Below are 13,562 nucleotides of genomic sequence, written 5' to 3' on the forward strand. Positions count from 1 at the left end.
GGCATGCTTATGGGTGTTCATCCGGGTCGGCTCTTTGGGTTGGATTGAGGTTTGGCGACTTCCAGTCTCTCAAACCCCATCCGGATGAACACCCGATACAACCTATTGAAGCTTCACACCTAGTCGCTGCGGGGGCGTCGCCAGATCGGCAGCGGCGCTCTGAGTTCTATGGAGTCGCAGGCTTTGGTTTTGCCGCGTTCATGCTCGTGCTCATCGCTATCGGCGTCGCCAATAGCCCTGCGGGGATCGCGGGCGAGAAGGAGCGAATCACGGTGGTTGAGTTGACGATGCTCGCCGATAGGGCGGCAGACAAAGGGGACATTGACCGTGCGGTCATGCACCTGCAAACGGCGGCATCACGACTCAGGGCCAACAAGGATGAGCGTGTCAGCCGCATCGAGGAGCGGATAGCCGAACTTAGGAAGCGCGAGATCCAGTAGATCACCGATCTTCGACGCGCTTTGGCACCTGTGCTCCAGCCTTAGCGAAGACTACGGTGTCCGAATGCCGTTCCGCTTCCAAAGCGTCTGGTATACGAAGGCGAGGAGTGGCAGGGCCAGCGCCGAAGCAACCCACTGCCAGTTGCGTATCGCCCATTCAGTGGCGTCGATTCGAACTGTTAGCCGATGCTCTGCCACATTGAAGGACCTCGGTGTTTCCTGGCCTTGAACCAGGACGAGCGCGTGGAGGCGCACCCGCAGAGTTCTCTCACCGGGCCACGCAGAGCGCACCGTCCATTGCCAAGTCGTGTTGCCGCGCGTCGCAACGGCCTGTTCCTGCAAGGATTCGCCCTGAATCTCGAAGTCGCCACCAATTAGTTCAGCTCGCATCCGCGGGGAGAGCCGCACGCCGGCTATTCCCACGACGTGCGAATCTGGACCTGCGGTCGCCTGTATGTCCGCGAGCAGGGGCCCGAGGGCCGAACCTGAAACGGCAAGCGCCACGGGGAAGTCCTCGTACTGATTTGCACTCATTGGTGCGACTATGGCAGCGCTTCCTTTCGTCATGGAGTCGAGGAGTCGATCAACGGGATGAACAGCGACAGTCGTCGAGTGGTCCTGCACCTCCTTGACGTATCGAACCATCTTTGGGACACCCCAGGTGGCTCCAATACCTAGTGCGCCGGCAAGTAGAACGCCCCCGACGGCTAACAGAGCGCTTGCAGCCCCCCGGGTGGCCCACCGGTCCACGACTTCTTTCGCTCCAAGGTAAGCCAGATAGAGCAGCCCCACGCCAGCCAACAGCAGCATCACAACGGCATGGTCTCGGTCCATAGGAGCCCCAAAAGTTTCCCTGCCAAGTAGTCTCGGGTCGGGCCGCATACCGCGCAACATCAAGTTCGATGATGCTCCGGCTACAAGAGCGACTCCACCGACCTGAGCCCCGCAGGGAGCTCAAGAAGGCCACGCTCGGTGGCCCGCTCGATACTCCCTGCGGTGCGCAGAACCGGCGCCCCTTGCAGCGGGGTCAGCCGGTAGACGGTCACAGAGGTCGCACCTCGGCTTGTCCATGCTGCGAGAGGTTCAACGCCCGCGCGCGAACGACGCGGCTCTTTGGGCCAACGTGCCGCCCGTGGATCAAGTGCCGATAGTTCGCGCAGTACTGAACGTCCTCGACCATGAACGTGACATCGGCGGTCATGGCCGCCACGCCACGCTTGCCGAGGTCGATTGCCACAGGCGTGCCATTGAGTTCGAGGGTGCAGATCATCGGGCGCTCTTCACAAGCTCCGATGCCGCGATCCAGCGCCCCGTACCCCGGCGCAACATGACCTCACCAGTGTCTCGATCGACGTGGGTCTCGAAACCTACCGAGTGGTAGGCAGTGAGGTCCCCCGGGTTGCGCACCTTGAAGGTCACAGCGAGGTCCTTCCAGGCGCTCATGTCGCGCATGTGGACCATGCGCTGAATGGCATCTTGGAGCTTCTCAGGCTGGCCGCGAACGTGCTCGTAGAACTGCTCTAGGCGCTCGCCTTCGATACCCAGTTGGGACACCGCTCGGGCCACCGTGCGCTCATACATGGCGACGCCTTGTTGCACGTAGTCGGTCGCCATCTCAGGGTCGATGCCGGCACTACGTGCGAGGGCCTGCGCGGTCTGGTCGAGCCCCACGCTCCCGTGAACGATGGACCCGATGGCCGACGCCACAGCGCTGTCGTACGACTGCTGAGGCAAAGGGTCGATGTCCTGCGCCCACAGTTGGTCATCCTCGGCGCTCCACGCATCCGTGCCGAATCCTTGTTGCTGGTCTTGCTGCTGCCTCTCGTTGGCCAAGAGGTGCTCTTCGGCCTTGGTCTCCAGTGTGTGCTGCTGGCCCGCTGCCGTCTTGGCGTCTTGCAGGTTGCCCGCTGAGTCACGGACAAGGACACCCTCGCGCAGCGCGAGTGCCACGGTGGTCCGACTGCCGGGGACTCCGGGGACGAGTTCGACGGTCTGGGAAGTGCCGGCGCGGGACAGCGTGGCGAGGACGCTGCCACCTTCGCGCCCTTCGCTGGAATGGATGTAGCGAGTCGCCCCGTGCTGGACGGCATCGCCACCCGCAGTGAGGCTGACGGCGCCCGTGAGAACTCGACTCGCGGCGTCTTGCTGTGCGGAGGTGTCGACGCCGATGGTGCCCTGGGATTGCGCTGCCGCCTCGGCGGCGAACTGTTCGGGAATGATCTGAATGCGTGTGGTCATGGTTGAGTCAATGCAGTAGCGCCACAGTGGCCCGTGATGGCCCTGCGGCAGGTTGCGAATGGAGAGGTGGAAGGGCACTCCAAGCGGAGGCCCAGGAAGGCACCTATCGGCGCCTATGGCGGCCCATTGCGGGCGCGAGGTGGGTAGCTAACTGGCGGCCCTTTGCGAGGGCTCAGAGGACCTTGAAGGGGGCCCGCATCGCGGCCTCTCGGGCCGCTTGTTGTTCGGCCTGCAGCTCGATGCTGCTGACCACGTTTGCGAAGAACGGAGCGAGGGTCCTGCGAAGGTGCTGACCAACGTAGGCCATCGCTGTCGGCCGTGCCCTGGGGGCGTAGGAGCAAGACGCGGCCAGCTTCTTGTTGACCGGCCAGACTCCGCCAGGACCACGAGTCTGTCGGCGCGGCCGAGGGGCCATGCCGAACAGGGCGCGACTCAAGGCGAAATCTTCCGCTCGGTCGCTGGGAAGGACCTGCGGATGCCTCTGGAGCCATAGCCAGAAGGCGCACGCCTCGGTCAGCAGCTCCAGCGGCTTGATGCCGTGGCGCTTCAGCCGAGCAATCTCGTTGGCGCCTCGGAAGGCCTTTTCATCGGCGCAAGCCTCGGTTGACCACTGGTCCAGGTAGGCAACGATGCTGCGCACTCCGGGATGGGCAGCGTTGGCCGCCAGGAGGGCCCCGACCTGTGATCTTTCGGAGGACCACAAGGTGCGCTTCAGGGGTCGCGCTCGCGGGTCCCCGTAGCGGAGGTCCGTGCGGGTGCAGTCCTTGCACCAGCGGCTGAGTCTGTAGCGCGTCTCGGGGCAGTTTGGGGCGCCGCACTGGCGCAGCGCATTGGCGGCACGGGCGGCAAGGAGAGCTTGGGAAGCCATGGATGAGGATGGAACCTCCTGTGTTGAAGGGCAGATGGTGAATTGGCATTGGCTGTGCCATTACTGGGGCCCGACCGGGTCCCTTGCGGGGAAGGATGACCAACGGGAAGGAGGAGACACGAAGAAGGATGACCACAGCGCCTTCGGCATCGACCATCCAAGTAGCGGTCTACCGAGGGCTACCTTCAGGTGCCTCAGTGATGACCGTGAGATATCACGGGGACCGCCGGTTGGACTGAAGTTCTGCCGCTGCTCCTTGAGGGACATGGACAACAGGGGGTGGTCAGCAGCGGCGGAGCCGCCTAAGGAAGGTCGCCTTCTACTGTTCTTCTTCTCTTCTCTCTTCTTCTCTTATCTTGTTGGTCAAGTTGCAACGGGGACCAACAGAACTCAACGGTTGTTCATTTCCGTTGGGTCCTGTTCAGAAGTCCGCCGGATCGGTGCCGGATAGCGCTGCCTCGGTTGAAGCGTCTACCCGTTGCTGCGGCGCTTGCTGCGCCCGCTTCTTCGCGCTGGCAACGCCAGCAGCTTGAGCACGCTTGCGGGTGCCGTCGATGGAGGAGACCAGCGCATCGCGTGCGCAGTCCAGGTCGGCAATGCGCCAACCTTCGGCGCTCCTTGTGAACCCGTAGTGCGCGGTCAGCAGATCGACCACCTCTTCGTCGTCCATCGCATCGCGAGCGTCGATGAGGGTCATCTTGCGGCGCATCAGGGCGACGGTACTGTCATCGAAGGGGCGGCATTCGGTGAGCCAGTAGTGATGGCGCAGGCGTGTCCGAAGGGCAATCTGCCGGGCAGTCGCCATGTCGAGGGTCTCGCGCTCGGACACCGGGTTGGTCGGATGCCAGCCGGAAGCGGTCGAGGTGGGTCGGGTTGGTGTGGTCGTCACGGTGATGGTCATTGAAATGGAAGATCGATGGAGTCGAGGGCTTGGAGGGCCGCTGCGTGGTCGATGCTGGCGCTGAGGTCCTTACCCACACCCTGGTCGCGCAGGAAGTGCCGCACCTCGGCCAGCATCGAGGCCGTAGGGGTCCCCGAGGAAACGGCAGCGTGGAGGGCACCGGTCAGGAGGTCGTGAAGGTCCCGCAGCGCCTTTACCTGCTCCGGGCTTTCTGCGAGGACCCCGTTCTGTTTGAGCAGCGCTCGGGCCACGCCAAGGACCTCGGCGGGTGCATCGCTGGCCTGAACGCGGCGCGTGAGTTCGCCCACGAGGAGGTCGTTCAGCTCCTGTGCCAAGTCGTAGGGAGACGCGGCGGGGTTGTCGTTGATGATCATTCGTTGGTGGTGGTCGTAGAGCCTTTGCGCCGGGGACGCCGCGCGCTCAGAACCTGTTCGATGAGGACCTCATGGCGCGCCTCGAAGTCCTTCCACTGTTGAGCCCATTGGGGCCCTCGGAGGACATCAAGCCAGGGCGGTAGCGATGCGCCCTCGTTGTGAGCTTGGAGGCGCTTCCAGGCGGCTTCCTGGGTGTCCTCATCGGGCGGGAAACTGGAGCAGCAAGAACGCACGGCTCGGGCCTCTTGCTTCGGGTCGAGGTCGGCGCGACTGAGATGGCCCATGTAGACGACCAAGGCGCGGCGCACGACACCGCTGGAGAGCGGATCGACTGCCATGCCGCCGGGGCCGGTGTTGAGCCATGCGCGGGCGTATGCGATGGCGAGGCGCGACGGGTGGTCGAGCTTGACTTCGGTCTGAGCGACGGTGCCGCGAAGGGCCACGGTCGAGCGCGTATAGGGCGCGGAGCGGTTCTGCTTTGCGAGCATGGTGCAAGGACCGCGAATGCGGCCGGCTGAAGTTGAAAGGGGGGGCCGCGACGTGGCCCGTGAGGTGGGGCGTGTCGCGGCCTTGAGGTGGCGCGAGAGGTGGATCGAGCGGTGTTCTGCAGAGGGGTGGGTTTAGACGCAGGAGCCGGCCGATGTCCTGGCAGGGGTCACGGCTTAGGCACGGACAGTTGCCCATGTGTTCTTCTTCTAGGGTCAGGGTTTGGCGCACGACCACCGGTGCTCCAGTTCCCCAAGTGCTTGAAATGGCGAGCGATTTGGGTGAGCACGGGCATACGGAAACCATGGCCCGAGTTCGGCACCAGTTGCCCAGGGGAGCAAGTGCGCGAGACGCCCATACGTCAACCAGTTGCTTTCCGTATGGCGTGCTGGCACGATGTCGGCATGAGCAAGCCGACCAAGCCGCGCCGCGTTGCGCTTTACGCCCGCGTATCGACCGACCGTCAATCCACCGAGAACCAACTGCGCGAACTCCGCGAGGCCGCCCAGCGGCTGGGTTGGGAGGTTGCCGCCGAGTTCACCGACCGAGGCATCAGCGGTGCCAAGGGTCGCAAGGACCGCCCCCAACTCGACGCCATGCTCAAGGGCATCGCTCGCAAGGACTTCGATGTGGTGGCCGCGTGGTCCGTGGATCGCCTCGGGCGCTCCTTGATTGACCTCATCGCGCTACTGCAGGAACTGCACTCGACGGGCGTAGACCTGTACCTGCATCAGCAGGGCATCAACACTGCGACCCCGGCCGGCAAGGCTCTCTTCCAGATGATGGGCGTGTTCGCTGAGTTCGAGCGCGAGATGATCCGAGAGCGGGTCACGGCGGGACTCGCACGGGCCAAGGCGAAGGGAACCAAGAGCGGCCGTGCCATCGGCCGTCCGACCGTCGATGAGGCCACCGAGCAGCGCATTCGCGAGCTGCGCGCGGGGGCTATGGGAATCGTCAGGATTGCCAAGACGGTCGGCTGCGGCGTCTCGGTCGTGCAGCGAGTGGTGGCCGCTGGGTGAGCGGTTCTTGCGGGGGTGGGGGTTTAGAGTGGGCTCATCCCGCATCGCGCGTTTTGGGCCCAGCGAGCAACGCCGTCAAGTCTGCGCTGTCACCTGGAGGCAGGGTCAAGCGAGTGCCCCGCACTGCCGCCGATGCGCCCGGTACGGCCCACCCGCCCGCTCTCCGCTAGCGGCCTACATGCTCGCTTGGTCCCACACCTAGCGGTCCTCTCGATGCCCTTGCTGCCCGAGTGCATCCGCTTTGTGCCCCTTGCTGGGATCGAGGGGGTACCGGGGGGGAACTTGCGGCCCCGCGCTTATCGGAAAGGCCTCGGAAAAATCTTGTGGAAATGGTCTCGTTCGCGGCCAGGACAGCGCGGGCCATCAGCTCGGCCGGCGTCATCTCCCCGGAGACCACGGCAGCGGCCACCGTGCGGGTGGTCGCAACGCCATGCTTGCGGAGGTTCGACAGGACCTCGCTGGTGACCCACTTGCGGAACGCCTGGGCCTCGGGCTTGCGGCTGCGGAGGATCAGCGAGTAAAGGCCGGACTCGTTGACGATGACGAGGCCCCGGTTCGGCAAACCCTCACATTCCGAGGCTTTGAGCATCCCGCGCTCGTCGTCGTCCAGGCCACGGGTCGCGTTGAAGGCGTCGCGGAAGTCGAGCGCGCGGCACACGTCGGCGGCTGCGAACCAAGGATGGCCGTCCTTGTCGATGGCGCGGAGGTCGCCTTAACCACGGGATTCTCGGGGGCAACGCTCACCCAGAGGCATCCTCGGCGCACTCATCAGGCCCCGTCGTGGTCCCCTGAGATGCCCTCTCGGTGACCGACTCGCGGGCCTCGGCGGCAAGCTCCTTGATCCTGCGCCGGGTCAACAGGCGATCCAGCAGCGCGGCCTCCTGTGCCTCCGTGAGCCGCAGCGCGGCCTGAAACTCGTAGCCGCATGCGCGGACGCTGAGGGCCTCGCCGGTCCACGTCAGTGCGATGCCTTCGCCAGGAGGACCCGCGAGGGGCTTGAAGCTGCCCCCATAGTCCTGCTGCGGGAAGGCCATTCGGAGGACCCCCATCGTGGCCTTTGCTAGGTCCGCCATCGCTTGCTTGCGCTTGCGTGGGTCGGGCGGCCCGTGAAGCTCCGGCGCGGCCCTCATGCGAGTTCCGGACGGTACGGTCGATCAATGACCATCTCGAAGTTGCCGATGCGCAGATTCCATGAGACCGCATCGCGCCACGCATCGAAGTACCACCACTCGGCGGTCCCGTTGGAGTAGCCGATGAAGGCGGACCAGCAGCGGCACAGCAATGCTGCATCAAGAAGGGCCGCGGTGCGCATGCAGAGGATGGTCGAGCGGGTCAGATGAGAAGGCACGAGAGAGGCTCCTTGGTGTTTCGTTGGAGCCCTCATGGTGTCGCGATGCCTGCGCCAGCGTGACCTTGCCCGCGTTCTCCGGATCCCATAGCTGAGACCATCACGCGGCCTGCCTTGCCTGGGCGGCAAGCCAAGCCCGTTCGAACTGCATCGGGCTGACGTAGCCCAGCGACGAGTGAAGTCGTCGGTGGTTGTAGAACGTCAGCCAGTCGACGATCTCGTCCATCGCGGCGCGCCGGGTCTCGAACCGGCACCCGTGCAGCCTGCCGACCTTCAGCGAGCCCCACAGGCTCTCGGTCGGCGCATTGTCCCAACAGTTGCCCTTGCGGCTCATCGAGCTGCGCATGCCGTACTCGGTCAGCGCCCGCTGGAAGTCGTCGCTGCAGTACTGGCTGCCGCGGTCGGAGTGGAAGATCACCCCGGGCTCGGGCCGGCGTCGGAACCAGGCCATGCGCAGAGCATCGATGACCAACTCGCGCTTCATGTGTGGCTTCATCGACCAGCCCACAATCTGACGGCTGAACAGGTCGATGACCACGACCAGGTACAGCCATCCTTCATCGGTCGCAACGTAGGTGATGTCGCTCGTCCACACGCGGTCAGGTGCCGCTGGCGTGAATTGGCGGTCGAGCAGGTTCTCGGCCACCGGCAGCTTGTGGTTGCTGTCGGTGGTCGCCTTGAACTTGCGTTTGCCTCGCGCCTTGATGCCGTGCAGCTTCATCAACTTGCGCACTCGCTCCTTGCCCACGCGGATGCCACCTGCGAGCAGTTCCCTCCATACCCGCGGCCAGCCGTACTCGCCACGTGTCTGGGCGTGCACAGCGCGGATGTGCACCAGCAGCGCGTCGTCGCCGATGTGGCGTCGCGGCTTGGCCGATCGAAGCTTGTGCTCGTGATACCCGCTGGCGCTCACGCCCAGCACCTCGCAGCTCAGCGACACCGGCCAGTGATTGCGGTGCCGCTCGATCCAGGCGTACTTCACCCCCGCTCCTTCGCGAAGTACGCCGTCGCTTTTCCCAGGATGTCGCGCTCCATCTTCACACGGGCCAGTTCAGCTCGCAGCCGCGCGATCTCCATCTGCTCGGGGCTCACCGGCTTGGTGCCAGCTCCGCTCAGCCGACCATCCTTGTCGGCCCTGATCCAGTTGTGCAGCGTCTGCTCGGCGATGCCCAGGATCTTCGCCGTCGCCGCCATGCTCTGCCCGCCCTTGACCAGCCGCACCGCCTCGAGCTTGAACTCCAGCGTGTACTTCGCTCTCGTCGCCTTCTTCACATCCGCTCTCCTTGTCTGAATTCAACCACTCAGCAAGGGATCCGGTTCTCGGGGGCAAGGTCAGCGCATCGGCGCATCCTCGTCTGGTGGAAGCCGGTGATAGGCTTCCAGCCTGCCTCGCACAATCTATTCGTCCCATTTCAGGAACGGTTGCGATGCGGCAACGGTCCGAGGACGACAACTCGAACCGACGCGCGCTCAGAAGTCTTGGCCGGTGGCGACTACCTGATCCAAATCGCTGGCGCTTATGTAATTAGCGAGTGGGTGCGCATGAACAACCTTAGCAGTCCGTGCTCGCTCGCTGCTACCAAGGAATGCATGCGGCTGATAGACCAGCAAGAGTCCCTCTTTCCACGCCGCTTGATACCTGTCGAGCATGTGCTCAAGCAGACCGTACTTTTCGATCAGAGCTTGAAAGCCGGCGCCGCTTTTCGTGAGCCCACCGAAGGCCAATAGCAGCACGGCCCCATCACTAATCTGCGCTCGCGCAATTGTGGCAAAACGCACCTTCTCGACTTCAGGCAGGACTTCGTCGGGCGCCGCCTCGATTTGCTTGAACAGGTGATAGAGGGTCCGAAAGTACACTCCGAGCGCCGAGGGATGATTCCGGTACGTTTGCTTTACGTACCAGGAAAGACCCATCTCGAGAGCCTCCTCTGGAGTTGGGTCCTTTTTGACTAACGCCCGATCCATGAGCGTGTGGGCCATTGAATTGAGTGCCCTGAAGCCGACGCGCTCGTCGGCTCCGACTTTCGTGGTCACCCCTGCGGCGACATCGCGCACAAGGGTTAACAGTTGGAAGAACGTTGCCTCCCATTGCTGGCGTGTCCGAAACTGCCTCTCCTCACGCAGCTCTCGTTGTTCGGCCTGCAGGGCACGCTTCGTCTCCAACAGCGTCGCCCGTTGCAGCATGCCGGCCCAGAACACGCCGACTAGCGCGGATGCCGCGAACACAGCGTTGATGCCGCCAAACAGGTCGCCCACCTGCCCAAGTCCCGCGAGGCTGGCCGATCCATCCGGCGCGCTTGAGAGGTGCATGTGGAGCATCTGGACGCCCCACATGGCCCATAGGGCCCACAAGGCGAGAACGACTAGGAGTAGCACTACCGCAGGGGCCCACGGTGCTTTGATCGGCTCATGCGCGCACTTGTCGTTCATGGCGGCCTCCCGGTCGCTATCGTCGGACAGCGAGACTATCCGATAGACATCAATGGGGGGAGGTTCGTCGCCCACCTGACCCGTTTAACGCGAGGATCGCTTGCCCTTCGACTTGTTCACCCTCTCCACGGCCTCGCGAATCTCCCTCATCTGCTCCTCGGTCACAGTGCTCTCGCCGGCCGGCTGTATGTACGCGGTCGCGAACCCTTGAGTCGCGCTAGGAGTCCCCTTGTCGGACACTTCTCGGTACGCCTGCGGCTTGTGGAACATCGCGCCGCACTGCGAGCACGCTCCGAACTCGGTGCTGTACAGCGAGCCATCGGGACGGGCCACCTTCACGCGCTTCAGCACGGTGCCGCCGCAGTGGCACTTCTCAAACGGCGGCTCGGGCGGCTGCATCGCACCCGCTGGAGGGGTCCACACCATGTCAGTCAGCCAGGACGCCCTTGTGGAGCCACTGCGAGGCCGCTTGATCCGGCTCCAGGCGGCGCAGCTCGGGCTTGCCTAGGAGGTCCATCGCGGTGTCTTCAAGGTCCTCGCGGGGCACTCGGGGCCACTGCTGCTGCAGGCGATCCGCGCACTGGCGGACCCAGGTGGTTGGATCGGAGGGGGTCATGGCGGCACCGCAGGAACACTGTATGAACATACAGTATAGATGACCGTTGATGGTCTCGACTCAAAATCGCCGCTAGGGAGGCGCTATGTCAATTCAGTACCTCGGAACCGCCGAGATCAAGTCCCACGTGGCCAAGGTCGTCCTGTGTGTCGACAGCGACCGACCGCACGAGTACATGTTTCATTGGCACTGGGACGGCGCCGCGCCGGACGGCTATGTTCCGGGCGCCTTGCTGACAGATATCGAGGTCGACGACGGCGCGTCGATAACACTCAAGCCCTTGCAGGTCTGGCGCCAGGCGCCACACGGCCCTTTGGTTCTGCCTGAATTGAGCGACGCGGAGGCCGCCGAGATACGGGCGGTCAGGATCGAACTGACTAGGGTGAATGGGGGATTTGAAGGTCGATGGTTCGACCGTGAAGGAGAGGGGCGCGTTCAGCTTTCCGTGATGGAGTTAGACGATGGTCTACAGGTCGATCGCTGTCGCGATTGGGGCGACTTCAAAGACTGGGCCACTCGCATTCGCCCAGAAGCCGACGCCAAGCTCTTCAGGGGCCACGGAAGCAGCCGGTTTCGCCTGCAGACCACACTTCATCGAGCAGGACGTGCGCGTCTCGTCAGGTTCTGCGCCGAAACACTGGTGGACTTTCACGGCGAGGCCGAGGGTGTGTTGGGCGTGCGGTTGAACCCAGCGGACGTAAATGACTTCAGTACGCTGCTAGCCCTCGCGCAGCACCACGGGATGCCAACCCCTTTGCTTGATTGGACAGCGTCCCCGTATGTAGCAGCCTTCTTTGCCTTTGCGGATGCATTCGATCAGCGAACCGTGCGGACGGGGCACGATGATGTTCGCGTGTTTGCTCTCACACGGGAGTTTGTGGAGGGCACCTCGCCCGCCATCGTCACGGTCAATGCTCCGCAGCCGTTCGTGGCGTCCTTGCATGTTTCGACGCGCCTCAACCCGCGCCTCCAGGCTCAACAAGGTCGGTTCCTCGTCACAAACATCGTCGACTTGCAGAGCTGGATTGCTTCGATGGAGCGGCTGAACAGCTCGCGATTTCTGTACGCGGTAGACGTGCCAGCCAGCGCGGCCGTGGATGCGCTTGAGGACTTGGCCTATATGGGCATCACTGCGGCCACGATGTTCCCCGGTTTGGACGGGGTGAGTCGACGAATTCGCCACGCGATGGCGTTCAAGCGGCCTCAGGTGAAGAGAGCGGGTGTGCCAACCGATGCAGCGACCTCGACGGCGCCGGAGGTGCAGCAGAAGATATCGAACTCGAAGGAGCTCATCGACGAATCTGACTCAGCATCAGCGCCCGTTGGGACTGACGACTAGACAAAGCTCCTCCGCCATCCGTCGCTCAACTTTCGCGGGGTACTTCACCTTCTTTGCAAAGCTCAGCAGCGATTCGTCAGACACGGACCGATAGTGCTTGTCGAGCATCTTGTCGGGCTTCTGGCCGATGTACCGCTGCAGCACTGCGTCCTTGACGTCATCGATGTTGCCCATGACGGAGGACAGCGTGTGCCGCGTGCAGTAGGGCACCGCACCGGCAGGCAGGTCAGCTGCGCGTTCCAAGTGCCTCCCGAGCGCTCGAAGCACCAGTTCAGCCATGTTGTCGTGACCTTGCTTGGGGCGGAACTCTTCGAACAGTTGCGCCTTGGCATCCGTCCGCTTGCCGATGCGGCGCTTCAACACGGCTACTGCCAACGGGTGGACCACAGGGATGCGCCGGTCACTCTCTTCGTTCTTGCCGCCCATGAGCGATAGCGAGTAGCCCCCAGGGATCTTGCGCACGTCGCCAAGGAGCAGCGAGCAGAACTCATCAGGGCGTGCCCCAGTCAACAAGCCGAGACTGAACACCTCCATCAGCGTCGCCTTGGTGTACTTGGTGCTGCCGCGCTGCGCCGGCCCAGGGGCATCAAGGATCGCCAGGAGGTCGGCTTCATCGAAGTGGTCGCGCCGTTTGGGTCGGCCGGTGTTCTCGGTGCTGTCCCAATGGATGTCCTTTGAAGTGGGCTTCAAGGTGACTTCCAGCTTGGACCACGGGTTGACCGGCTCGGCTGACTTGCCCCGAGTCGAGAGCCCCTTGTTCCAGAACGCACTGAGCGCCATCACGCGGTCGCGCTTCGTGTTGTAGGACAGGGGAATGACCTTCTTGGTGCGCTGACTGCGCGCCTCGCTGTTGAGCCAGTCCACGTAGCCAATGGCGTTCTTCCGGTTCATGTCGGCGATGAGCGGGTGCCCTCCGACATAGCCGGTGAACTCCATCAGGGCGGTGCGGTACTTCGCCTGAGTCCGGGGCGGAAGGGTGCTCTTGGCGATCCAGTCATCGAACGCTTCGAGAAGTGTTTCTGCCCCCTCGGCGATCCGTACAAAATTCCGTGCCTTGCGCAGGGACGCGGCGTTTTCTCCACCGGCCTCGTAGATGGTGTCGGCGTGCATCGAGATCACGTCGCCAATCGTGCTGGCCAGCTCGTAGTCGTCCGCGTTGCTGGCGTCGCGGAGCTTCTCGCGGAACTCGATGGCGACCTGCAGGTCCTTGGGGACCATGCCGCGCAGCTCACGGCGCTTGAGATCGAACTCGGCCAGGACCGCAGGGAGGAGGGTGACCTTGCGGCGGTATGCCTCGCGCTCATCCCCGGTGTTCAGTGCGCGGACGATGTGTGTCTGCGGCTTCCCGGACTTCGTGACGTACGCCGACTGGAGGTCCTTGGGGATCGGATGATTGAGATACCAGGTCCCGCCACGCAGCTTGAGGTACTGGAGCTTGGGGTTCTTTGCCAGGGGCATAAAGGGCACGCACGGGTACAGAGATGGGTACAGTTTATGCCTTGA

17 protein-coding genes are annotated in these 13,562 nt (G+C 63.6%); 3 read left to right on the forward strand and 14 right to left on the reverse strand.

Translation table 11 applies throughout. The features are described from left to right. Window positions 1-440 (forward strand): hypothetical protein (locus tag ACO2TI_RS10375; RefSeq protein WP_423284085.1); only part of this gene is annotated, 440 nt, incomplete at its 5' end. Between the two features lie 51 nt (window positions 441-491). Here ACO2TI_RS10375 and ACO2TI_RS10380 read toward each other — a convergent pair. The 7 genes from ACO2TI_RS10380 to ACO2TI_RS10410 form a co-directional block, all read right to left on the reverse strand. Next, entirely contained in the window at window positions 492-1,085 is a 594-nt protein-coding gene (locus ACO2TI_RS10380) for a hypothetical protein (RefSeq protein WP_423284087.1), read from the reverse strand. 397 nt (window positions 1,086-1,482) lie between these two features. Continuing rightward, window positions 1,483-1,710: a hypothetical protein gene (locus tag ACO2TI_RS10385; protein WP_423284088.1), complete on the reverse strand. Its 228-nt coding sequence runs from the start codon at window positions 1,708-1,710 to the stop codon at window positions 1,483-1,485. Next, entirely contained in the window at window positions 1,707-2,678 is a 972-nt protein-coding gene (locus tag ACO2TI_RS10390) for a hypothetical protein (RefSeq protein WP_423284089.1), read from the reverse strand. The genes ACO2TI_RS10385 and ACO2TI_RS10390 overlap by 4 nt, the downstream gene beginning before the upstream one ends. A gap of 172 nt (window positions 2,679-2,850) precedes the next feature. Further along, on the reverse strand, window positions 2,851-3,318 hold the full coding sequence (locus ACO2TI_RS10395) for a hypothetical protein (RefSeq protein WP_423284090.1): 468 nt from the start codon (window positions 3,316-3,318) through the stop codon (window positions 2,851-2,853). 649 nt (window positions 3,319-3,967) lie between these two features. Then, entirely contained in the window at window positions 3,968-4,447 is a 480-nt protein-coding gene (locus ACO2TI_RS10400; protein ID WP_423284092.1) for a hypothetical protein, read from the reverse strand. Next, a complete protein-coding gene (locus ACO2TI_RS10405; protein WP_423284093.1) occupies window positions 4,444-4,821 on the reverse strand; it encodes a hypothetical protein in 378 nt (125 codons plus the stop codon). Before ACO2TI_RS10405 ends, ACO2TI_RS10400 begins: the two co-directional genes overlap by 4 nt. After that, complete coding sequence (locus ACO2TI_RS10410) at window positions 4,818-5,309, reverse strand: hypothetical protein (RefSeq protein ID WP_423284095.1); 492 nt, start codon at window positions 5,307-5,309, stop codon at window positions 4,818-4,820. Before ACO2TI_RS10410 ends, ACO2TI_RS10405 begins: the two co-directional genes overlap by 4 nt. Before the next feature lie 402 nt (window positions 5,310-5,711). On the opposite strand from ACO2TI_RS10410, the gene ACO2TI_RS10415 reads away from it, so the two are divergent. After that, on the forward strand, window positions 5,712-6,326 hold the full coding sequence (locus tag ACO2TI_RS10415; protein WP_423284097.1) for a recombinase family protein: 615 nt from the start codon (window positions 5,712-5,714) through the stop codon (window positions 6,324-6,326). A gap of 166 nt (window positions 6,327-6,492) precedes the next feature. Here the strand turns inward: ACO2TI_RS10415 and ACO2TI_RS10420 are convergent, their stop codons facing one another. The 6 genes from ACO2TI_RS10420 to ACO2TI_RS10445 all read right to left on the reverse strand — a co-directional run bounded on the left by ACO2TI_RS10420 (window position 6,493) and on the right by ACO2TI_RS10445 (window position 10,503). Further along, window positions 6,493-6,984, reverse strand: coding sequence for a BRO-N domain-containing protein (locus tag ACO2TI_RS10420; protein WP_423284099.1), 492 nt, complete (start codon window positions 6,982-6,984; stop codon window positions 6,493-6,495). Window positions 6,985-7,066: 82 nt separating this feature from the next. Then, window positions 7,067-7,360 (reverse strand): hypothetical protein, encoded by a 294-nt coding sequence (locus ACO2TI_RS10425; protein WP_423284101.1) that lies wholly within the window; start codon window positions 7,358-7,360, stop codon window positions 7,067-7,069. 92 nt (window positions 7,361-7,452) lie between these two features. After that, window positions 7,453-7,674: a hypothetical protein gene (locus ACO2TI_RS10430; RefSeq protein WP_423284103.1), complete on the reverse strand. Its 222-nt coding sequence runs from the start codon at window positions 7,672-7,674 to the stop codon at window positions 7,453-7,455. A gap of 100 nt (window positions 7,675-7,774) precedes the next feature. Further along, window positions 7,775-8,946 (reverse strand): IS3 family transposase gene (locus ACO2TI_RS10435; RefSeq protein WP_336966179.1). Its coding sequence is split into 2 segments (ribosomal slippage): window positions 7,775-8,691 and window positions 8,691-8,946, totalling 1,173 coding nucleotides; the frame shifts between segments, so codons are not numbered across the junction. A 198-nt stretch (window positions 8,947-9,144) separates the two neighbouring features. Continuing rightward, on the reverse strand, window positions 9,145-10,104 hold the full coding sequence (locus ACO2TI_RS10440) for a putative phage abortive infection protein (protein WP_423284105.1): 960 nt from the start codon (window positions 10,102-10,104) through the stop codon (window positions 9,145-9,147). A gap of 84 nt (window positions 10,105-10,188) precedes the next feature. Then, window positions 10,189-10,503 carry a hypothetical protein gene (locus ACO2TI_RS10445; protein ID WP_423284107.1) on the reverse strand — a complete coding sequence of 105 codons (315 nt, stop codon included), beginning with the start codon at window positions 10,501-10,503 and terminating at the stop codon, window positions 10,189-10,191. 302 nt (window positions 10,504-10,805) lie between these two features. Between ACO2TI_RS10445 and ACO2TI_RS10450 the strand changes: the two genes are divergently transcribed. Then, on the forward strand, window positions 10,806-12,059 hold the full coding sequence (locus ACO2TI_RS10450; protein ID WP_423284109.1) for an FRG domain-containing protein: 1,254 nt from the start codon (window positions 10,806-10,808) through the stop codon (window positions 12,057-12,059). Here ACO2TI_RS10450 and ACO2TI_RS10455 read toward each other — a convergent pair. Further along, the gene (locus ACO2TI_RS10455; RefSeq protein ID WP_423284111.1) at window positions 12,033-13,517 is read right to left on the reverse strand and encodes a DUF6538 domain-containing protein; all 1,485 of its coding nucleotides are present in this window, start codon (window positions 13,515-13,517) and stop codon (window positions 12,033-12,035) included. The genes ACO2TI_RS10450 and ACO2TI_RS10455 overlap by 27 nt on opposite strands. Window positions 13,518-13,562: the final 45 nt, after the last annotated feature.

This window comes from Caldimonas sp. KR1-144, from assembly GCF_049446155.1.
Lineage (GTDB): Bacteria > Pseudomonadota > Gammaproteobacteria > Burkholderiales > Burkholderiaceae_C > Rivibacter.